The sequence below is a fragment of the Clostridium sp. AF15-41 genome (genome assembly GCF_003604095.1).
GTDB lineage: Bacteria > Bacillota > Clostridia > Lachnospirales > Lachnospiraceae > Coprococcus.
This window is the reverse complement of record NZ_QTMQ01000013.1, coordinates 69,163-92,367: the sequence shown is the minus strand read 5'-3', so window position 1 is coordinate 92,367 and position 23,205 is coordinate 69,163. Positions and strand designations below refer to the sequence as shown.

At 41.4% G+C, this 23,205-nt stretch carries 13 protein-coding genes; 11 read left to right on the top strand and 2 right to left on the bottom strand.

Annotated features, from left to right (window positions below; translation table 11 throughout):
* Positions 1-80 precede the first annotated feature (80 nt).
* From DWW43_RS09850 to DWW43_RS09835, 4 genes are read left to right on the top strand one after another with little or no spacing between them, the layout of a single operon-like run.
* On the top strand, positions 81-2,861 hold the full coding sequence (locus DWW43_RS09850) for a glycoside hydrolase family 3 C-terminal domain-containing protein (RefSeq protein ID WP_347475261.1): 2,781 nt from the start codon (positions 81-83) through the stop codon (positions 2,859-2,861).
* The gene (locus DWW43_RS09845) at positions 2,852-7,027 is read left to right on the top strand and encodes a VWA domain-containing protein (protein ID WP_119963457.1); all 4,176 of its coding nucleotides are present in this window, start codon (positions 2,852-2,854) and stop codon (positions 7,025-7,027) included. The genes DWW43_RS09850 and DWW43_RS09845 overlap by 10 nt, the downstream gene beginning before the upstream one ends.
* A gap of 17 nt (positions 7,028-7,044) precedes the next feature.
* Positions 7,045-8,571: a hypothetical protein gene (locus DWW43_RS09840; RefSeq protein ID WP_119963456.1), complete on the top strand. Its 1,527-nt coding sequence runs from the start codon at positions 7,045-7,047 to the stop codon at positions 8,569-8,571.
* Positions 8,568-9,341 (top strand): hypothetical protein, encoded by a 774-nt coding sequence (locus DWW43_RS09835; protein ID WP_119963455.1) that lies wholly within the window; start codon positions 8,568-8,570, stop codon positions 9,339-9,341. The genes DWW43_RS09840 and DWW43_RS09835 overlap by 4 nt, the downstream gene beginning before the upstream one ends.
* A 160-nt stretch (positions 9,342-9,501) precedes the next feature.
* On the opposite strand, the gene panD is transcribed toward DWW43_RS09835, so the two are convergent.
* Positions 9,502-9,885: an aspartate 1-decarboxylase gene (gene panD / locus DWW43_RS09830; protein ID WP_119963454.1), complete on the bottom strand. Its 384-nt coding sequence runs from the start codon at positions 9,883-9,885 to the stop codon at positions 9,502-9,504.
* Between the two features lie 310 nt (positions 9,886-10,195).
* Between panD and DWW43_RS09825 the strand changes: the two genes are divergently transcribed.
* The 6 genes from DWW43_RS09825 to DWW43_RS09800 all read left to right on the top strand — a co-directional run bounded on the left by DWW43_RS09825 (position 10,196) and on the right by DWW43_RS09800 (position 19,871).
* Positions 10,196-11,803 carry a DUF6034 family protein gene (locus DWW43_RS09825; protein WP_243104459.1) on the top strand — a complete coding sequence of 536 codons (1,608 nt, stop codon included), beginning with the start codon at positions 10,196-10,198 and terminating at the stop codon, positions 11,801-11,803.
* Positions 11,804-11,897: 94 nt separating this feature from the next.
* Positions 11,898-13,466: a DUF6034 family protein gene (locus DWW43_RS09820; RefSeq protein WP_119963453.1), complete on the top strand. Its 1,569-nt coding sequence runs from the start codon at positions 11,898-11,900 to the stop codon at positions 13,464-13,466.
* 522 nt (positions 13,467-13,988) lie between these two features.
* Complete coding sequence (locus DWW43_RS09815; protein ID WP_133302414.1) at positions 13,989-15,428, top strand: hypothetical protein; 1,440 nt, start codon at positions 13,989-13,991, stop codon at positions 15,426-15,428.
* A gap of 103 nt (positions 15,429-15,531) precedes the next feature.
* The gene (locus DWW43_RS09810) at positions 15,532-17,058 is read left to right on the top strand and encodes a hypothetical protein (protein ID WP_133302413.1); all 1,527 of its coding nucleotides are present in this window, start codon (positions 15,532-15,534) and stop codon (positions 17,056-17,058) included.
* An 82-nt stretch (positions 17,059-17,140) separates the two neighbouring features.
* A complete protein-coding gene (locus DWW43_RS09805) occupies positions 17,141-18,883 on the top strand; it encodes an alpha/beta hydrolase fold domain-containing protein (RefSeq protein ID WP_119963450.1) in 1,743 nt (580 codons plus the stop codon).
* A 16-nt stretch (positions 18,884-18,899) separates the two neighbouring features.
* A complete protein-coding gene (locus tag DWW43_RS09800) occupies positions 18,900-19,871 on the top strand; it encodes a glycoside hydrolase family 25 protein (RefSeq protein WP_119963463.1) in 972 nt (323 codons plus the stop codon).
* A gap of 176 nt (positions 19,872-20,047) precedes the next feature.
* On the opposite strand, the gene DWW43_RS09795 is transcribed toward DWW43_RS09800, so the two are convergent.
* Positions 20,048-20,881 carry a hypothetical protein gene (locus DWW43_RS09795; protein ID WP_119963449.1) on the bottom strand — a complete coding sequence of 278 codons (834 nt, stop codon included), beginning with the start codon at positions 20,879-20,881 and terminating at the stop codon, positions 20,048-20,050.
* A 213-nt stretch (positions 20,882-21,094) separates the two neighbouring features.
* On the opposite strand from DWW43_RS09795, the gene DWW43_RS09790 reads away from it, so the two are divergent.
* A complete protein-coding gene (locus DWW43_RS09790; RefSeq protein ID WP_347475260.1) occupies positions 21,095-22,945 on the top strand; it encodes a B12-binding domain-containing radical SAM protein in 1,851 nt (616 codons plus the stop codon).
* Positions 22,946-23,205 lie beyond the last annotated feature (260 nt).

Here is a 23,205-nt window from a genome sequence, read left to right as displayed (position 1 = left end):
ATTTATAAATTAAACAAGGACGTAACTATATAAATGAGATAAAACAAACGGATAAAATCAGGAAAAGGAGTATGATGGATATGAAGAATCAGGTAGTATTGGATTGGGATCAGTATGTAGCACTTGCAAGACAGACAGTAGCAGAAGGTTGTGTTCTGCTTGAGAATAAAGATCAGGCACTTCCGCTTGTAAAAGATGAGAAGGTGGCAGTATTTGGAAGAATCCAGAACCACTATTATAAGAGCGGAACCGGTTCAGGAGGAATGGTAAATGTATCAAAGGTCTATGGAATCGTAGATGGTCTTCGTGAGAGTGGTCAGGTCATTCTGGATGAGGAGCTGATCAGGATCTATCAGGACTGGGAAAAGACACATCCATTTAATGAAGGCGAAGGCTGGGGAAATGAACCGTGGTGTCAGGAAGAAATGGAGCTGACCGATGAGGTTGTGGAAGCAGCCGGCAAGCGATCAGAGACAGCTATCGTGATCATCGGACGTACAGCAGGCGAGGATAAGGATGCAAGTGATACCAAGGGCTCTTATCAGCTTACAGATGTGGAAGAAGACCTGCTCACAAAAGTAAGAAAGAACTTTGATAAGATGATCGTTTTATTAAATGTCGGTGGTCTGCTCGATATGAGTTTTACAGACCGTTACCAGCCGGAAGCTGTTATGTATGTATGGCAGGGCGGCATGGTTGGCGGACTTGGAACAGCAGATGTATTAACAGGAGCAGTTTCACCATCCGGTCATCTGACAGACACGATCGCATATAAAGTTGCTGATTATCCTTCTACACCATATTTTGGTGATCCGGATAAGAATTATTACAGTGAAGATATCTATGTCGGATATCGTTATTTTGAGACTTTCGCAAAGGACAGCGTCAGATATCCGTTTGGATATGGCCTGTCCTACACAACATTTGAAAAGTCAGTCGTTGTATTTTCAAATGAGTCGGAGAAACAGCAGTTTACTCTTCATGTAACTGTTTCAAATGTCGGTTTAAAGAAAGGAAAAGATGTTGTTCAGGTCTATGTGGAAGCTCCACAGGGTAAGCTTGGAAAAGCAGATAAGGTTCTTGTCGGATTTGCAAAGACGAAGGAGCTTGCACCGGGTGAATCAGAAGAACTGGATATTACCGTTCCATACAGCCGCTTTGCTTCCTATGACGACTCCGGTATTACAGGACATGCTTATGCATTTGTATTAGAAGCAGGCACATATCATGTATTTGCCGGTGAAAATGTCAGAAGTGCAGAATGTGCAGGCACATTTGAGCTTGCAGGTGATCTTGTGATCGAACAGCTTTGCTCTGCACTTGCTCCGGTAGAAGCATTTGACAGAATGAAGGCAGCAGAGACAGAGAACGGATATCAGGTCATGATGGAAGCAGCACCACATCATGCATCAAACGAGAAGCAGAGAAGACAGGATCATCTTCCACAGGAGATCCGTCAGACGATGGGTACTCATACATTATCTGATGTGGCAGATGGTTCGATCGGAATGGATAAATTTATATCAGAATTGACAGACGATGACCTTACTTGTATCATTCGAGGAGAAGGCATGGGAAGTTCACTTGTAACACCGGGAACGGCAGCAGCATTTGGAGGTGTATCCAAGTCGCTGATCAACCGTCATGGAATCCCTTCGGTATGCTGCAGTGATGGACCGTCCGGTATGCGGTTAGATTGTGGTGTGAAAGCATTCAGCCTGCCAAACGGAACGATCATTGGATGTACATTTAATACAGAGCTTGTAAAAGAGCTTTACACCTGTACCGGTTATGAGATGATCGCACAGAAGGTTGACTGTTTACTGGGACCCGGTATGAATATTCACCGTCATCCGTTAAATGGAAGAAACTTTGAATATTTCTCAGAAGACCCATATGTGACAGGATGCTTTGCCGGTGCGATGTTAGAAGGTCTGCATGTAGCAGGTGTAACAGGGGCAGCGAAGCATTTCTGCGCAAATAATCAGGAGATGAGACGACATTTTGCAGATCCTGTTGTATCAGAACGTGCACTTCGGGAGATCTATCTGAAAGGCTTTGAGATGATCGTAAAAAGTGGTGTCTGCGATGCGATCATGACGACATACGGACCGGTAAACGGAGTATGGACAGCCGGAAATTATGATCTCTGTACGACAATCCTCAGAGAAGAATGGGGATTTAAAGGTATCGTCATGACTGACTGGTGGGCATCCATCAATGAGCGTGGACAGGAGCCGGATAAGATTAATTTTGCGGCAATGGCACGTGCGCAGAATGATATCTATATGGTATGTCCGGATGGATCAACAAATGCCAGCGGAGACAATACAGCCGCAGCACTCGTAGATGGACGGCTGAAGCGCGCGGAACTTCAGAGAAATGCAGCGAACATCTGTGGCTTTGTACTTGATACAGAAGCAATGCGCAGAGCAATGGGCTGCCCGACAGAGGTATCGATCATCAATCGTCCGGCGGAACCGGATGATGTTGATCTGTCAGATGTTGAATTTGTCAGATTAGATGGCGACTATGAATTACGACTTGATACCAAGGAGTCGAAAGCCGGTGTAAATTATGTACTTCCGTTTGATGTACAAAAAAAAGGAATTTATGAGATCGAACTGATCGGAAGTTCCAATCTCTCAGAACTTGCCCAAATGCCATGTACGTTGTATTATACCAATATACCGAGCCTCAGTTTCACATTCCATGGAACAAATGGGGAAGACATGGTTATTAAAAAAGAATTTGATTTGCATACCAGATTTTCAGTTATGCGTCTGAATGTCGGTAAAAATGGTCTTCATTTAAAACAGATCCGATTCAGATATTTAAGGGAGGGCAAAATTTGGAATTAAATATTTTACTGAAGATAGCAATTATCTTTCTGTTTTTTACAGTCGTTGATATATGCGGACATTTCATCTTTAAGACAAAGAGAAATGTCCCGGAATGGCTGCTCACGATAGGGGTAGTTCTGGCTTTTGCCGGGACTACCTTTCTTGGCGTCCGGGCATATTTTACGGACGCAGATACAAATGATCAGAATATCTATATGGCGTATTGTTATATGAAAGAGGGCAATATCGATCAGGCGGCAATCCTTCTTGACGACATTGCAGGTTCTTTTGAAGAAAAAGAGCTGCTCAGTGTGGCATGTGATGTCATGAACGGAGATTATATTAACGGCCATTTTAAACTTCAGGAGTTATCAGAACAAAACGGGATCAGTAAGGCAGGAAAGGCATATCTGACGGCTCTTGATGACTATTGCTCCGGGAAACTAGGAATGATCTCCGGAGGAGAAAAGGCATATACAGATTATGAATCTTATCTGTCTGATCTGGAAAAAGAAGATGGCGTGCAGGAGACTGCATGGAGTGGGGAGTCAGATGACACGGGTAATGCATCAAATGAAACACTGACAGGTTCACTGACTGCCTATATCGAAGATCTTGATTTTACCAGAAAAGAACAGCGGGAGTTTGAAGAAGCGTATGAGCTTGACAATAAGATCCATGGTGTGGCAGTTGCTGATCTTACAGAGGATGATATCAGGGATCTGAAGCATACATATGGTGAGACAGAAGAAGTACTCCGGCGGGAGATCGGTTATTATGTATATCAGAATGATTTTGATAAGGCAAAGGATATAGCCTCCGAGCTGAACAAGAATTTTAAAAGCCCGGAGAATACGGTTATATATACGGATATAATTGTCGAAGAAGTATATCGATATACCAGAGATCAGAACTATACAGAAGACTCATTTGATATGAAGGATGATGAGATCAAAGCTCTGGTAAAGAAGGCGGAACGCGCGAAAGAGAAAGCACAGAAGCTGATTGATGATGAAGGCTATGACGGTGCACATGCAGACGAGATAAATGAATTGCTGGAGGAAGCGGATTCCTATTATAAGGATGCAAGTTATGTACCGATCAAGCGTGCAGTTAATTATGTTCTTGTACAGGAGCCATATCGTGGAGACGATACGGGATTTTACGAACTGCAGTTGTCCAAATTGTATCTGGCAATGGATGACAGAGATACGGCAAACGTGCATCTGCATAATGTCATTGATAACAGTGCCAAGATCAGTGATTCATCATTATTAAAAGATGCAATTGATGAAGTTGTGACACAGTACAATCAGATCTCCGATGACAGTTATAATGCAGAGTTGAATGCTGCAGTTAAAGATATGGTAGATAAACAGAGCAGTCAGGTTGTTCCTGTATCGGAAGAAACCATAAATGGTTCATTTAATTCGTACGTTGCAACCACATTAAAATACGACAGGATCAACATTCATATCAGCCGTATCGATACTTCGGCATATCCATCCATTCAGGCATACATTAATATCAATGGAACAAAGGACTCCAAAGAAGAACTGGCAGATCAGTTTACAAAGGAAGATTTTACGGTGATCGATACGCAGTATGAGATCACGGATTTTACACTGAACAGCGGGGCAGAGAGTGAAGCTGTCAGTATCGGTATCGTAATGGATAAGAGCGGCAGTATGGAAGGTGCGGCGATCGCAAACGCAAAGCAGGCCGCAACAGAAGCGGTAGAGCATATAACCTCAGAGAAAATGATGATTGTTTCATATGATAATGAGGCATATCTGGAGCAATCGTTGACATCCAGAAGCGGAACGCTGAAGAACTCTATAGCAGCTATTTCAGATGGTGGTGGAACCAACATATCTGCCGGTCTAAATCTTGCACTTGATAATCTGGAAGCGGAAAAAGGCAGCAGAGCAGTTATCCTGATGTCTGACGGACAGGACGGAGGTTCGGAAGAAGATATGCAGGCTGCAACTGACCGAGCAGCAAAACTTGGAATCAGTGTATATACGGTTGGATTTGGCGAATGTGATGACGCATATATGCAGGCAATCGCAGAAGTAACCGGTGGTAAATTCGTAAAGGCATCTGCATCTACGGAGCTATCGGATATCTATCTGTATCTTCAGAAATATATCGTAAATAATTACAGCATATCATATATGGTAACAAAGAATCCGGATGTAGATCCTAGATTCCTTACTGTTGATATCGCAGAATATAATGCAACAGCGACAAAGAATTATTATTTGAAAGAAGAGAATAAACCGGAGGATTCAGATGATGCAGGATTTATCCGGAAGGTTGATGAGAATACACTCGGAGTATCTTCGGTAACGCCGGGAAATGTATCTGTAAAGGATGTACAGAATGGTATTACCTTGACTGTAAATGGCGGAGGATTTTCTGATATTGCGAGTGTGACGGTTGGCAATCTGGTATTAACAGATATACAGGTAGCAGATAAAACAAGTCTTACAGGCAAATTAAATGGCGAACTGACTGCCGGTATCTATGATGTCAAAGTGAAGACAACAGATGGTCGTCTTGTTGTAGGAAAATCTCTGTTTAAGGTATTCAAAGCAGGAACAACAACCTCGATCCGACTTGGTGATATGACGATCACGGCAGATGCCATTGGTCAGACAGCAGATGATCGCCTGGCGGCCAGTGGAAATGTCATGATTAACGGATTTGTTCACAGCTCAGGTGATATGGAGATCATTGTGGACGACATGGATCCGGATCTTTCCCTTGTGGCAAATAAGACGATCAAGGTCGGTGATTCCGGTAAGGTTCAGGGAGACGGAAAACTCTATGTCAGTTATGCAGAGATGGAACAGGCCAATGGCAGCTTTGCCGGTCTTGTTATGGGAAATAAAGATTATGTAATTGGGCAAAATGGATATTATGTAACGGTCAGCGGATCTGATATATCATTTGATCAGACGATTGCCAGTCTGAATCTTTCCGTGCCGTTTATCATGGATATCGATGTTGCAGAGATAAATCTGCACAGTAACCGGTTACAGGTAGATATTTCATCATTCCGGCTGGATGAAATTATTGATTCAACAAAGAAATCACTTCAACATAAAACCGGAGCGAATAAGGAGTCGGAGCCTGTCACGAAACGGAGCAGCTTAAAGCAGTTTGGAGCAAAAGAATTTTTTGGAGGCTTAGATGGATCCTTATCAATGGCGATCACACCGGATGGCATTCAGTTTGGTGGAGAAGTAACATTATCTGTAGATGATAAGATTAATTTTGGAACCTTTGGGATTAATGAATTGTCACTAAAATTAAATTCCCTGGATCCTGATTACGAGTATTGGAAGATTGGTGGAAAGATTGATCTGGCAACATCCATACCGGGATTCTTTGACAGTCGGATTGCCGGATTTGACGGCTCGTTTTCTTCCTATTACTGGCTGCCGGATAAAGTAACGATCGGAGCAGCATTAGATCCGGGAATAACGGTTTATAAAGTCATTGACATCAATCAGGTTGGCGGAGAATTGCAGGGTATGAGTACGATCGCCTTAAATCTGTACGAATCAGTGATTCCGGAGAAAACATATAATATTATCGGTACCGGTCTTGATAATACTTTATATAATAAGCAGGACATTATACTTGCAGGAACTGCGGGTGCAGATATCAACCTGTTTGCTTCGTTTAACGGCAATAATGCTCTGATGAAGAAGTTCAAGTCATGGGGTGAGATCGGTGAAGCAAATGGTAAGGTAGAGATTAATTTCAGTGATCCAGAATTTGCAATCTCGGCTGATCTGTCACTGCTTGGATCAGAAAAGGCGAAGGCAGCAGCAAAGATAAATAAAGATGGTCTGGATGTATCTGCTTCTGTAGAACTTGGAATCTCAGGCTTTGGCTGTGAGGTAAACGGAAGTGCTGATGCAAATCTTGGTGGCAATCTGACCGGTGGATATATCAAGCTTGGTGTAAATGGTAACGTGGATATGGCACCTGCTAATGTTCATGCAAAGGGAGCATCGAAGCTTGCCGTTGACTGGGATTGGGATTTTAATAAAGCCAAGGTAACATTGAATTACAGTGGGAATAACGGCAAAGAGAAAGAAGCATCTATCTGGTATGAAGATAATGGAGAACTCTTCCTGTGGGATAAAGTTCATGCATCATCCAACTAAGGGGGTAACAGAAGCATATGAAAAGAGAGACAAGAATAGTAAGTAAAATATGTATATGGCTATTAATGGTGACTATTGCAGTTGGCTGTCTGATACTTCCGGTTCATGCAGCGGAGACAGAGGTAACGATCGATCTGGATTATGAATATACAGAAGCAGTCTTTTATGTGACGTGGGAAAATTATGAACAGGCAGGAACTGTAACGCTGACGTCACCATCCGGTAAAGTCTACAGTAAGGATAAGACACCGGATCAGGTATACGAGTCAAATGGTGAAGCGATCGTTAATGTAGGAAAAGGAGAAGAAGGAACCTGGACAGTTAAGGTGGCAGGTGACAATATGGGAACTGTAGATGTAACAGTCGGTGAACTTCCGAATTCTTTAGTGATCAGCAAATTTGCGGTAACACAGAATACAGATGGAAGTGTAACAGCAGACTATAAGATCACAGACAGCCCGGATGAGATCTATGTAGAAATATTTGCAGATACAGACTCTGAGGGATTTGACGGAACTTGTGTTTACAGTGAATATATGGATAAGAAGGGTACTGTTTCCTTTGATCTGGACAGCCTTTCAAGTGGTGAGTATCATTTTTATATCCGTGTATCTGTGGATGGAATCTATCAGCGGGCGTACAGTGACGGATTTGTCAGCTATCAGAATCCGAATGATTCACAGAAGGTAGACGGTGTAAAAGGCGGAACCTATAACGAGGGTTATTATATTTCATGGAATGCAGCAGAGGATGAAGCTTATACAGTGCTTGTATGGGACGAGGCTTATAATCTGATAAAGGAAGAAGCTGTTGGAGCGACAGATGCTTATTATGGAGATTATGCAGAAGATGCATCCAAAGTATATCTGGCAGTTGTGAGAACAAATGAGAGCTGTATGTATGATCTGATCACTGCAGATCCGGCAGTAAAAGTATCGGCAGATGTAGCCTTTGATACGGATTCGGATATGACAAAAAACAGTTTCATAAATGCAACGGTGACATTAGATACTAACAGCACATTTGATGCATATCTGGGAGAACAGAAAATTCTGGAGGGAGAAAAAGAATCCAGCATGTATCGTGTGAATCTGGAAGATGGTGATAACACAGTTTCATTTGTAGTAACAGATGGAACAGGAAATGCAGCCGAATTTTCAAAAGATATCTATGTAGATACGATTCCACCGCAATTATCTGTATCCGAAGACATAAACGGAAAAGTAGTAACGGAAGGCAGCATCTATCTGAATGGATATACGGAAGCCGGTGCAGTTCTTACATTAAACGGAGAACCTGTTGAACTGACACAGAACTATTTTAACAAGAAGATAACGCTGTCAGGCGGTGAGAATACGATAACATTAATTGCCGAAGATGCAGTGGGAAATCAGTCAGTGTATTCAGCAACAGTCACCTATGAATCAGGAAAAACAGTGAAGCGGATATTTGAATATATCGCACTTGGCGGCTTGTTTCTCGTATTGTTGATCCTTTATATCATTGTATTCGTAAAGGGCAGGAAAAGGAGGAAGCAGTCATGATCGTATATACTATTATTCAGATCCTTCTTACACTTGCAGGTGCGGGTGTGATCGGTTACAGCATCTATCTGACAATACAGGTATCAGGAGATAAACTGCTGACGCTTGACAGTGAGCTTGGCTACCGTTATGCTACATCCTATCATCGGTGGCAGTTATATGCCGGGATTGCGATCGTTTCCCTGCTTATCTTATGGATCGTATATATTCTGATCGTTCGGGCATACAGGGTAAAACACAGAGAAGAACGTCTGGCGAAGAAAGCTGAGAAGAAAAATGAGAAGAAGCTTGCCAGAGAACAGAAGAAGCAGCAGAAAAAAACTACATCAGAAAATCAGCAGTCGGAAAGCGGAGAATATATACAGCCTGTAAATGCTCAGAACATGCAGCAGCCATATACACAAGGCTATTATCCGAATGCGCAAAACTATTACCCGGATGGCTATGCGGCAAATACGCAAAACTATTACCCGGATGGCTATGTGGGAAATGCGCAAAGCTATTACCCAAATGGCTACGAAACGAATGAGCAGGGCTATTATCCGAGCGGTTACGAAGCAAATACGCAAGGTTATTATCCGAATGGCTACGAGGCAAATGGGCAGGACTATTATTCGAATGGCTATAATGCGGATGAACAGGGCTATGCATCAAATGCCTATGACGTAAATACAAAGATATATGATCAGAAGGCTAATAGTCAAGATATATCATCAGATAAAGCAGATTCTCAAGAGATGAAACAGGAATGGAATGGGAAAGAGTTGTAACCAAGAATGTATTACCAAATGCAGTCGTAGTCAGCAACCCGGCCAGAGTCCTGCGGATAGTAAATAAAGAAGAAAAATAGAAAAGCGATTGTTCATATCGTAAATTAAAAAGAAAGAGACATTGCCGTTAGGTACTATCTCTTTCTTTTTGCTTTATTCTCTAGCCTATCTCGCCATGCTTTTCATAGCTGGTGATACGGGAGATGGAATTGTCTTCATTTACAAAGACTACCGTTGGTCTGTATTCTTTGGCTTCTTCAGGTGTCATAGAAGCATAACACATCAGAATGATATGGTCGCCTACCTGAACCTGTCTGGCAGCTGCACCATTTAAACACATAACACCTGATCCCGGTTCTCCTGCGATCGTGTATGTCTCAAAACGATTTCCATTTTCAATATCAACAATCTGCACCATTTCATATTCAAGAATTCCTGCTTTCTTTAAAAGCTCAGAGTCTACGGTGATACTGCCGACATAATTCAGTTCAGCCTGTGTAACAACGGCTCTGTGGATCTTACTTTTTAACATGGTAATATTCATTGGAATGACACCTCTTTATTCTTTCTCACCGCACATACTATAACATAAAAAGAAAAAATGCAATATAGAAATACAAGAAATTGTAGAAAAAGGATGCAAAAAGGATGCAACTATATTGCATAAAATATGTAGTGGTCATGTACATTTAATATGTCGGGGAAAATGAAAAGAAAGCTTAAGAAAGTTTAATAAAAAAATAGACCCGTATTAATGAACAAAATCAATGGTTTGTGTTAATATTTTTACAGCGCTGAAAAAATATAATAATTTTGTTTGTTAGAATGCAGGATCACAGCAGGAGGTAATTATTTTGAGAAAAATAAGAAAAGACACAGCAGGTATTAAGAAAACACAGGTAAATAGAAAGCTGCATTATAAAAAGATGGCAGCACTTGCCGTAGCAGGAGTTCTGGTGGCAGGAACGGCACTTACAGGCTGTGGAAAGAAGAATATAGATTACAGTGTAGACGGTGGATCAGGAAATGGAGGAAGCGCAGACAGTGGAAGTCTTCAGGGTAAATACGGAATTCCGGAATCCTGTGATACAACACTTGATACAGGAAGCAGTGGCTTGAGCAAGCTTGCGATCGAAGCAGATGAGGTATCAGTTCCAAGTACAGTGGATCTTCCAATCGTATATGCAAAGAAAAAAGAAATTTCAAATGATGCAAAAAAGCAGCTTGTAGAATCGCTTCTTGAAAAAGATAAAGGCATTTATGCATTTGATTATGACAATATGACAAAATCTGATATTCAGGAGCAGATCGATCAGTATGAGAAGGAAAAGAAGAATTCCATAGCCAATGGAGATACATCCGGTGCATCTTGGTATGATTCTATGATCGATGGTTTAAAAGATCAGCTTCAGAAGGCACCGGATGAATATCCGGCAGCTAAAGATTATTCCGGTAAAGAACTTCTTGGAGAGATTAATGGAAGAAAATTCCTTGTTAATGTAGATGATCAGGTGGGAGTAAGCGGCTTCGTGGGTCTGAAAGATCAGTTGATCACCTACCGTCCAAAGGATGGAGCCAGCGGTGTATATTTTTCCACACCGGATACCGGTGATGATCTGACGGATGTTGATATGTCATCCACAAATGTATGTACATTCTCAAAAGATGAAGCACAGTCGATCGCAGATGCATTTGTAAATAAGATCGGTATGGCAGATGTAACTTTGAATAAGGCACAGGATCTTTACTGGTATTATTATGGAACAGATGGTACTACAGAGTCGGTGGATGTCGATGGATATGTATTTTCTTATACAAGATCGATCAATAATCAGCCGACAGCATCTGTGGACATATATAACGTTGATAATATCATGCAGGATGATGCCTCTGTAAGTGTTCCGGCTGAACAATGCGAAGTATATGTTGACTCAAATGGTGTTATATCGGCAAACTGGGTAAATTACCTTGAGATTACAGATAAGACGGAGAGCAAGGATCTGTTATCATTTGATGAGCTTCTAAAGAAAGCAAATACAAATATTGCGGAGTATTATACAACTTATCCAACCAGATATAAGAAGGTTGAATTCAATGACATGAAGCTTGCTTATTATCCGGAAAAGACTGATGAAGACGGAGTATTCAAATATGTGCCGGCATGGATATTAACCCAGTACGAAGATATGGCGGATGAATCAAATAATGCAGACTATCCGGATCAGATGGTGGTTTTAGATGCTACCGACGGATCAGTGATCGACCTTCTGGAACTGTCTAAGTCACTTGGAACATATCAGAATTATGATACTGATACGATTGCAAGAGATGTCTCCGATGAAGGAGATTCATCGATAACTTCTGTCGGAGATACAGATTCATCAGAGGATACAACAGATGCTTCTTCCGATACAACCGATGACACAACCGATGACACAACCGGTGACACAGCTGAAAAGTAATGAAATGACTCGGTAAATACATTTATAAATTAATCATTTACTGGATATGATCCAGAAGCTATAATAATGAGAGAAGAAAAGAGGAGGTCATTATATGCAGAACAAAAAAAATAATAAAGTGGGATTTCGTACATATCGTAAGAAAATGGCAGCTATGCTCTTGGTCGGTATGCTGGCAGTCAGCACAGCAGCAACCGGATGCGGAAAGAAAGATGTGGATTATGATGTAGACGGAAATGGAGGATCTGGAAGTGGAAGCAGCGCAGACAGCGGAAGTCTTCAGGGTAAATATGGTATTCCTGAGAGCTGTGATACACAGATCGCAACAGGTGATTCCGGTATCCAGAAGATTGCCATTGATGCAGAAGAGGTGATCGTACCGGATACAGGAGATCTGTATGTTGCACCTTGCAAGAAGAAAACCACGACAAATGATGATAAGAAGCAGACAGTAGAGGCTGTATTTGATAAAGATAAGGGTATCTATGAGTATGATTATGAGAAACGTACCAAATCAGATATTCAGGAAGAGATCGACATGTATGAGAATGAAAAGAAGAAAAATAGTTCTGATACAGATATGGTATCATACTATGATACATGGATTGAGGATCTGAAGACGGAAATGCAGACTGCACCGGATGAATATCCGGCAGCCGGCGATTATTCAGGTGATGCATTTATCGGATCGATCGGAGATCAGAAATTTACAATTTCAACACCGGATGAAGATAATGGTTCTACCGGATATTCATTATATTTTACCGGAGATACCTTGACCTATCGTCCAAAGGATGGAGCAAATGGCTGCTATTCCACAACTCTTGATGATTATATGCAGTATGAAAGTGACGATGCAAGCGCTGTAGATGCAGACATGAATAAGTGTACATTCTCAGAAGATGAAGCCAGACAGATGGCAGATGATTTTCTGGCAAAGGTTGGATGCACAGATGCATCATTAAAGAAGACATCAGCACTTTGCTGGGTTTACTATGATAATGATGGTAATAACTTAGATACAGAGGTTGATGGTTATACATTTACATATTCAAGAGCGATCAACAATCAGCCGACTGCTACTGTAAATGCATGGAATGTTGAAAATCTTCAGCAGGATAATGCTTCTATTGATATTCCGACGGAAGAATGTTCGGTTTCTATAGATTCCAATGGTATCAATGGAGCAAATTGGTGCGAATATCTGGAGGCAGACGGAGAACCACAGGCAGCAGAGATTCTCTCCTATAAAGATCTGCTTGCAAAGCTGGATGAAACGGTTCCTGAGTATTACAGCAAATATCCATCTAATTATAAGAAGATTGAGTTTAACGGAATGGAACTTACATACTACCTGAAAAAAGGCGAGAAAGATGGTGAGTTCGATTATGTACCTGCATGGATTCTGTCCCAGTATGATGAATATCAGGATTATTCAGAAAAAGACAATCCTACACAGCTGGTAGTTATAGATGCAAGAGACGGATCAGTGATCGATCTTCTGGAACTGTCCAAGTCACTTGGCACATATTATACATATGATGACACACCGACAGAAGACGGAGAAGATATCGATGATACTGATGATACTTCCTCCGAGGATAACAGTACAGAAGATACTTCCGCTGAGGACAATAGTGCAGAAGATACTTCTGAAGAATAAAACTATAAATTAAAACTGTAGATTAAAAAGGCACATCCATCGCCTTCTCTATATAATTAACATCGACATTTGTGTAGTTTCGTTATGAGACTTGCACTAGCTATCAGCACCAAGCCCATGTCTGAACCCGTCAGGGTGAGTTTGGGCGACTGCTGATAAATCAGTAAGTCCTACTAAACTCAGACTGCACCTTTGGTTTGTCTTCGCTAAGGGGACTTACATGGTACGCACTAAACTCAGGCATCGTTGTTGACTCGCCTTCGATAAGTGCTCCACACAAGCGTGCGAGTCGAATAGAAACGCAACAAGTCGTGTAATTATATAGAGAAGGCGATGGGTGTGCCTTTTTGATTATTCAGAAAATGTACAGATATGATGCAAAAATGATTGCATAGTGTGTTTTAATTAGAAAGTCGTAAGATGCCACGGATGGCTCGGTGATCGATCTGCTTGAATTATCCAAGACGGCAGGAAGTTTTTACAGTGGAGAGTAAACTGACAGAGATGAAAGGGGGAAAGGCTATGAAAAATAAAAGATTTAAAAGAGAGACAGCATGGCTGGTGGTTGGTACGCTGACGGTATCGACGATGCTTGCCGGCTGTAGCAAGAAAAATGTAGATTATAATATCGATGGCAGCAGCGGAAATAAGGACAGTGGAAGCCTTCAGGATAAATATGATATTCCGCAGTCATATGATGGAAGTATTGCGGTCGGAGATTCAGGACTTAGAGAGATCACCGTGAAGGTCAGTGACATCTCAATACCGGACACAGCGATAATGTATACAGAGAAATTATCCAAGAATAATACAGGACAGGAAGGGCGGAAAAAGGCAGCCGAAGCTATATTTGATAAGAGCAATGGAATCTATGCTTACGATGAGGATAATATGACAAAGGCAGATATAGAAGCTCAGATTGATTCCTGGGAGGCATATAAGAAGAATCTGGGAACGGATGCAGACCATATCAAGGAGGCAAATGATGCGATCGCAGAGCTTCAGGATAAACTGGAGAAAGCACCGGATACTTATCCTGCGGCAGGTGATTATTCTGCACTTCGTTATCTGGGAACGATCGGAGATCATGAGTTTATTTTTACACCACCAAATGATGAAGATACAGATTACAGTCTTGAATTAAAAGAGGATATAATATCGTACCGGTCACCGGATGAACCGATGGATTCGATAAGGAGTGGACAGTATATAGAATTAAACAGAAGCGTAGAAAATGGTAATGCAGGAGCAGAAGAAGCACAGAAGGCGGTAAATGAATGTAAGTATTCAGAACAGGAGGCACTTGAAATAGCAGAAGCTTTTCTAAAGAATGTCGGATGTAATGATATGTCGCTCAGTTCGACATCGGCGCTCGCATGGGATTATAATGATTTTTACAGTACGGTAGAGATAAATGTCGATGGATATTATTTTACATTCAACCATATGATAAAGGATCAGTCGATCGGAGAGGGACTATATGCGTGGAATGTTGATAATCTTACACAGATACATGCTGAAGTAACCATTCCTACGGATTCCTGCACGATCGTAGTCGATGATAATGGTGTCATCGGAGCGGATTGGACAAATAATCTTTCTTCTGAGGAAGAACCGGAAGCGGCAGAGATGCTCTCGTTTAAAGAATTGATGAAACGTGCAGATTCTTCAATCCCTGAATATTATGCCAAATACAGTACACAGTATAAAACGATTGAATATAACCGCCTGCAGCTTTGCTATTGCCTGAGACAGGGCGAGCAGGAGGGAGAATTTGAATATGTACCGGCATGGATATTTACACAGGTTGAAGAATATACAGACGATAATGGAAATGTTGAGGATGAATCAAATCCGAATCAGATGGTGGTGCTTGATGCGACAGATGGTTCCGTTATTGATATCGTGGAAGTATCAAAGGCACTTGGTACATATCGAACTATGAATGTAGAATCAGAATAGCAAATAATAAACAGTATCAGAATTTTATCTGAAATAAGAGGGAAAACGGGAAATTCTATGACAGGAAAGGATGAAGATCAATATCAATATGAAAAAATCAGGTATGAAACAAAGAAAGGGAATGGCGTTGTTATTTGCAGGCATATTAATGTTTACAGCCATAACTTCCGGCTGTGGGAAGAAGGATATCGATTATGATTCCGTGCAGCAGGAGGAAACGACACAGACAGGGCTGGATGTAAATGGTGACAGTGGAACGGTTTCTGCCGGTTATGATATACCGGAATCCTGTCATCAGATGATAGATCCGGCAGACAGTGAGCTGGAATCTATCGAGATCGCAGCAGACCGGATTCAGACATTTGATACGTCAGGTACGATCCGTGAATATGTGAAAAAGAGAAAGAGGACGCCGGAATATAAAGAAAAGGTGGTAAATGCAGTATTTGACCGGGATATTCAGCTGAGTGGTGAGAAAGCAAAGACAAAAGCTGATATAGAAAATGAACTGGATGCGGCAAAACAGGAATACGAAGATGCAAAAGCAAGAAAAGAAAACGGAGAAGCAATCTTTGAGGAGCAGTATACAGATGAGATAAAGAGACTGGAAAAAATGCTTGATGCAGCATCGGAGGATGGAGCAGCAGCTATTGATTATTCCGCTGATCTGTATAAGGGCATCCGTAATGATATAGAATTCGAGCTTGGTTTTCCATGTGCAGAATATCCGATGGCGCATTTTAAGATGACACAGAGTTTGATACAGTATCGTCCGCAGGATGGAGCCTCCGAGGTGGATATGATCCAGCTCCCGATGATGTCTGTAGAAGAATATAAGGAGCAGTCGGCATCCATGGAAACGGGAACCGAATCATCACAAGGAAATGGACAGGACGGAACGACAGAGGAAGAAACGGAAGCCATGGTGCATGATAACAAGTGTATCTATTCAGTCGATGAAGCAAAGATGATCGCTGATGATTTTCTTTTGGATCTGGGAATCAGTGATGTTCAGGTTAAAGGTGTCAGTGATCTGATGTGGGCATATTATGATGACAGCGGCAACCCTGTCGGTGCAAGTGAATGGGATGGTTATATTTTCCTGTATGGACGGGCGGCGGGTACACAGATGGTTGCTGATTATGCATATTATGATACTGATTATCTGTCAGGGGAAGATGGTGATATAGAACTTGATCTTCCGCATGAATCCTACACGATATATGTAGATGGAAATGGAGTTATCAATGCCGGCTGGAAAGATTATCTGGAACCGACAGGGCAGACAGACTCGGTCACATTACTTTCATTTGATGAAATGATACAGAAGGCAGAGAAAGCAATACCTGAATTCTATAAGAAATATAAGACCGGATACAGAGAAGTAATATTTGATCATCTGGAGCTTGGATATTGTCTGAGGCAGACTGAGGATCAGGATACATACTGTTTTGTGCCTGCATGGATATTCAGCAGGCATGAGGAAGCAGATAATGATCATGATGATCCATATACGTCACAGCTGGTAATTTTAGATGCCGTAACGGGTGATCTCATAGATCCTGTGCCACTGTCTGAGCGCCTTAATATTACGGCAGATGAAGACTGGGGATTTATAGCTGAGAATTAAATTTTACTTGATATTCACCCATGGTTATGTGAAAATGGTAACAGGTAAAAATGGGTTACGTGTATATTAAGGAAGAAAGTATATGAGTACACAAAACAGTCTTGTTATCATAAAAGAGAAAATAGAAGGTATCATGCTCGATGATAAACGTATGAAAGCAGATGACATTGCAAAAAAGGTCTTGAAGGGCAGAAAATACGAATGCAGCACTCCTCCAAAGTGGATGCAGGATGAGTTTGAGATCACAAAGGTCGAAGAAAAGCTTGGTGTATGTTATTATGTGAAGCCAAAAGGAAAAGAGGTTAGAAATTTCTTTTTCTATATTCATGGCGGCGGGCATTGCATGGAGATCAATAGAAATCAGTGGGAATTTGTTGCATCCGTCATCGAGAAAAATGGTTACGGTGCGATTGTTCCGATCTATCCATTGACACCGGAGTTCTGTGCACAGGATACATTTGATATGCTGATCGGAGCATATCGTCATCTGACAAAGAAAATGTCAATCGACCGACTGGTAGTAGTCGGAGATTCGACCGGTGGCGGACTTGCGCTATCACTGGCAGTTCTTTCATGGAAAGAAGGTATCAGGAGACCGGATAAACTGATTCTGTTATCTCCGGCGATGGATACTGAATTTATGGATGGTAATATGGCGAACCTAATGATGGATCGAAAGAAGGAGATGCGGAAGTATTATTATCGTCCGGGAATAAAAGAATTTTTGAGAAAATACTGGATCAGGGATTTGTATCATCAAAATGAATATACCTGTCCGGTATACGCAGATCTGACTGATATCTGTGATGAGATTGCCATTTTTACGGTAGAAGATGATCTGTTAAACGGATATGCAAGATATCTGTATGATCGACTAAAGAAACAGCAGATTCGAATCCATTATTTTGAATATTTCGGGATGCCTCATGATTATATCGAGCATCCTCATATTCCTGAGTGCCGTATGATCATCAATCGTATCAGTGACAGTATTAAGGATGAAGCAAAACTCGTAAACCCGGAGATCAAGCGGGCAGTGTGGGCAAGATCCATGGTGGCGGAACGCTATCCAAAGATTTATCAGGATGATGAATCTATTAAGCTTGCAATCAAATTGAATGTTTCCCATAAGGATCTGAATGCGATGTATTCGGAATATGACCGCCTGGTTAAGATGGGAAGAATCGTAGAGATTGACAAACGGGTAAAACAGTTTATTATGAGGTATGCAGATGGGATCATTGTAAATGTCGGGGCGGAACTTGATACCATGTTTTCGCGGATGGATAACGGAAGGATCCGATGGTATAATGTAGATATGCCTGAGACAATGGAACTTCGCCGCAGAATGCTGGAGAGCAAGGATAGGGAGCAGAACATTGGAAAATCTATTTTGGATTTTACTTGGCTTGACAGTGTTAAGAAGAATCAGGGAGAAGCGATATTATTTGTATGCTGTGATGTTACGAAGTATTTTACAACAAAGAAACTACAGGCGTTTCTTGATGCTATATGGCAGCGGTTTCCGGGGGCTGAGGTTTTGTTTGATGTCAAGAATTCTGTTGGCAGAAAGCAGGCAAATCTGAAAGTATTAACAGGAAAGAAGAAAGGCGCGTTTATAAAGGTAAGTATCGATAACTGTACAAGTCTGATGTATGACTGGAATATCAAATACAGAGTGTTATATGACAGAGCGATTCTGAATAAAGAAGATATTACAGATATGTTTTCGGATAATGTGGCAAGACGATATCGCCATGCAATCAGACGAAAATATGATAAAATTATTCAATTGAGACTTGGTACAGAGCGAATCCAATTTTAAACGGCTTGTGGCAGACATGAGAGAAATAGACAGAAAAAAACAACTTGAAAAACGTATGAAATATGCGGTATGCATTATAACTGGTATTGTGATCGGTATTATAGCGGGTATCTGTATAGGAGTGGAGCATAATAAGACGACAAGGTCGAAGCCTACGTTATATACAGAAGTAACTTATGGGGTGGAGCTTCCACCGGGTGAACTCGCAAATCTGATCTACGAGAATTACTGGAATTATATCAAGCAGAGTTATATCATCGTCGGTGATGATCGTGAGACCTGCCAGCTCTATAAGATCAGCAGCAAGGTAGCCAGACATAATTATGATCTGGAACGATTTCAGCTGGATGATGATGGGTATATGCGTTATTCAGATGATAATATCAAGAATGCTAAGCTGGGAATCGATGTATCCGGTCATCAGGGAACGATCGACTGGGATCAGGTAAAAGAAGCCGGTATCCAGTTTGCAATGATCCGTCTTGGTTATCGTGGATACACTCAGGGTGGATTGGCATTGGATGATAATTATGTAACGAATATAGAGACTGCACTCGAAAGCAAGATGCCGGTCGGTGTATATTTCTATACACAGGCGGTAAGCTACGAGGAAGGCGTGGAAGAGGCACAGTATGTGCTCAAGAACATTGCTGATTATAAGATCAGTTATCCGGTAGTGATCGATACGGAGAAGATGGAAGCGGACGGCGCCCGTGCCAATGATATCTCAAATGAGGAACGGACGGATGCAATCGTTGGATTCTGCGATACGATCAGGGATGCAGGATATACACCGATGATCTATGCAAACAGGAACTGGTATGCACAGAATCTGGATATGGATCGGCTGGGAGATTATCAGCTGTGGCTGGCACAATATTCCAATGTACCCGATTTCCCATATTTGTTTACCGGCTGGCAGTACACCAGCGAGGGAAGTGTGCCGGGAATCTCCGGCTCGGTGGATATCGATGTCTGGATGAAATAAAGAACTTTAATAATGTTGGTTATAGTACAGAATCCATCTGCTTCACAACAATATAGAGCAGATGGATTCTTGTCTATGATAAAAGATAAAATTATAAAATTAAAACATCCATATTTTATAATACAGATAAATGCTGTAAATAAAGATATGGATGTTTTTTTATGTGATAAATCGTCTTATTTAATTGTAAAGATTACGTTCTGAACCTTGCCGTTCTTTGACCAGATGGTCAGGGTATGTGTACCCTTTTTCTTAACGACTGTGTTCTTCTTAACTGCTTTGCCGTCCAGTTTCATCTTTACAAGGCTCTTGCTGTTTGATACTGTGATCTTCTTGCCGGCTTTGTAGGACTTGTTGTTCTTAACGGCTGTTGTCTTTGCTGTCTTGGTTGTCTTAGCTGTAGAAGCGTAAAGATTCTTTTTCTTTGAAGCATCCTTGATCGTCCATTTTACTGTCTTTGACTTGTTGGACAGTTTACCGTTTGTTGTCTTGATCTTAGACTTCATGGTAACATTGGTCTTCATAAAGAACTGGATGTTTGACAGATCATAATTGTCGTTAGCCTGAAGCTCTGCTGCTTTGCTGGTAAGCCCTGCGATACAAGACATGTTCTTTGCGGCGTTATCAGGATCAAAGGTTGCATAGAAGAAATCTTTGGTAAGACATACATTTGTATATCCGGCTTCTTCTAACAGCTTCTCAATATCTGTCATTTTTGCATTTTTTGCAGATGCTGTAAAGGTGTGGTAGGTGATGCCGTTGATTGTCTTTTTGGCATATACAGCTCCTGATCCTTTCAGTTCTTTGATGAGATCTTCTGTTGTGGTTTCACTCATGGTTGCAATAGCGGATAACAGTTCATCGTCATAGCCAACCTGAATAGAGAAGTCAGCCTTAGTTGCCGATTTGACTTTTATGGTAGTTGTAGTTTCTGATGCACAACCTGTCATCATAAGACCAAAGATACAGACACATAAAGCCAGTAATAAGTGTTTCATTTTTTTGTTCATAGATACCCTCCTATAATATAATTTTGTCTACAGCCTTAGTCTATCATCCGCGATTTCTAAAGTAAAGGCAAATTCCGGATTTTGTAGCTTAATAAATCTTATCTGTGGTATAATCCTTGAAATAGATAAATAATTTCATATATCGGAAATATGAAAAAAGAGATTATTATGAATGAGCCTGCAAAGATACAGAAAATCATATAGTAGGAGGTTGTGAATTCCTTGAAGTTCTTACTGGCAGCATTAAACACAAAATATATTCATTCAAATCCGGGTATTTATTCCCTGTATTCTTATTCGGTAAAGAGACAGCCGTCTCTTGCAGAATATATTGAGATTGCAGAATATACGATCAACAATCAAAAGGGAGAGATTCTTGCAGATATCTATAAGAGAAGACCGGATGCAGTTGGATTTTCCTGTTATATATGGAATATCGAGATGATCCGTGAGATCATAAAAGAATTGAAGAAGCTCCTTCCGGATACAGATATCTGGGTCGGTGGTCCGGAAGTAACCTATGATGCTGATAAGCTTCTTGCGGAGATGCCGGAGCTTACAGGAGTTATGGTTGGAGAAGGAGAGGCAACCTTTTATGATGTGCTGAGAAGATATCTTGATATTGGAAATATTCATAATACTGGGAAGTCCTATGATATTGGGAATGCCTGTAATACTGGGAATTCCTGTGGTATTGAAAATTTCCGTGATACCGGAAATTTTCGAGATATTGACGGACTGGTGCTTCGGGAAGGAGAAGATATTATTTGTACGAAGCCAAGAGGACTTACCGATCTGTCGGAGCTTCCGTTTCTGTATTATGACTTGGACACTTTTAAAAATAAGATCATTTATTATGAGAGCAGCAGAGGCTGTCCGTTCCGGTGCAGTTATTGTCTGTCGTCGATTGACAAACGGGTTCGTTTCCGCAGTTTTGATCTGGTGAAGAAGGAACTGCAGTTTTTCCTAGATCATCAGGTAAAACAGGTAAAGTTTGTAGACCGGACATTTAACTGTTCCCATGAACATGCAATGGAGATCTGGAGGTATATCAATGAACATGACAATGGGATCACAAATTTTCATTTTGAGATCGCAGCAGACATTTTAAATGAGGAAGAATTGGAGCTGGTCAACAGTCTGCGGCCGGGGGCAATACAGATGGAGATCGGAGTACAGTCGACAAATCTGCAGACGATACGGGAGATCGATCGTGTAATGGATGTTGATAAGCTGGCAAAGATCGTTGCCCGGATCCATCAGGGACATAATGTGCATGTGCATCTGGATCTGATCGCGGGGCTTCCGTATGAGGATTATGAATCATTTGCACATTCCTTTAATGATGTATATGCGATGAAGCCGGAGCAGCTTCAGTTAGGTTTTTTAAAGGTACTAAAGGGTTCGAAGATGCATGACAATGCAGAACGGTATGGCTTACAGTATACGAGCTGTCCGCCGTATGAAGTCTTATTTACAAAGTGGATATCTTATGATGAGATCCTGCGATTAAAGCAGATCGAAGAAATGGTAGAGATTTATTATAACAGCTGTCAGTTTGAGAGCACGCTGCCATTCCTGGTGGAAGAATTTGATTCGCCGTTTGATTTTTATGCGAGCCTTGCTTCTTATTATGATGAAAAGGGATATTTTATCCAGACACCGGCGAGAATCTATCGGTATCATGTACTGCTTCATTTTGCAGAAGAACACTTCCCTGAGAAGACAGAACTGATTCGGGAAATGCTGGTATTTGACTTATATCTTCGTGAGAATATGAAGACCCGACCGGATTTCGCCCCGGAACAGGAGGGTGTGAGAGATTTGTTCCGGGACTTCTACATCCGTGAGGCCAACGACCACAGATACCTTCGGGAAGAAGACTATCATGGCTGTGACTGGAAATCTATGTCCAGAATGACACACATAGAAAAGATTTATTACAACAGAGAGACGGGAAATCGTCTGTCTGAAGTATGCTATATATTATTCGATTACAAACGCCGTGATCCGCTGACCGGGGATGCAAAGTATATGATAGTAACACCTGTCGCATCTATGTGATATAAAGTTTGGCTGCCTTATGTTGTCCGGGCTACTGTTATTCTGCGGGTGTATATGTATCCTATCTCATGTTGTCCGGGATACTGCCGGTATACTTTGTATGTCTTGTTTTTTTCTATTCGTTGCAAATGTCCGATTCGCTCATGCTCCTGTGCCAACTCGCCTTTCAGGCTCAAACAGGCACCCGCATTCGTTGACAATTTGCATCTCATAACGAAAAAAAGCAAACGACAGTACAAAGTGTACCGGCAGTCGCCCGG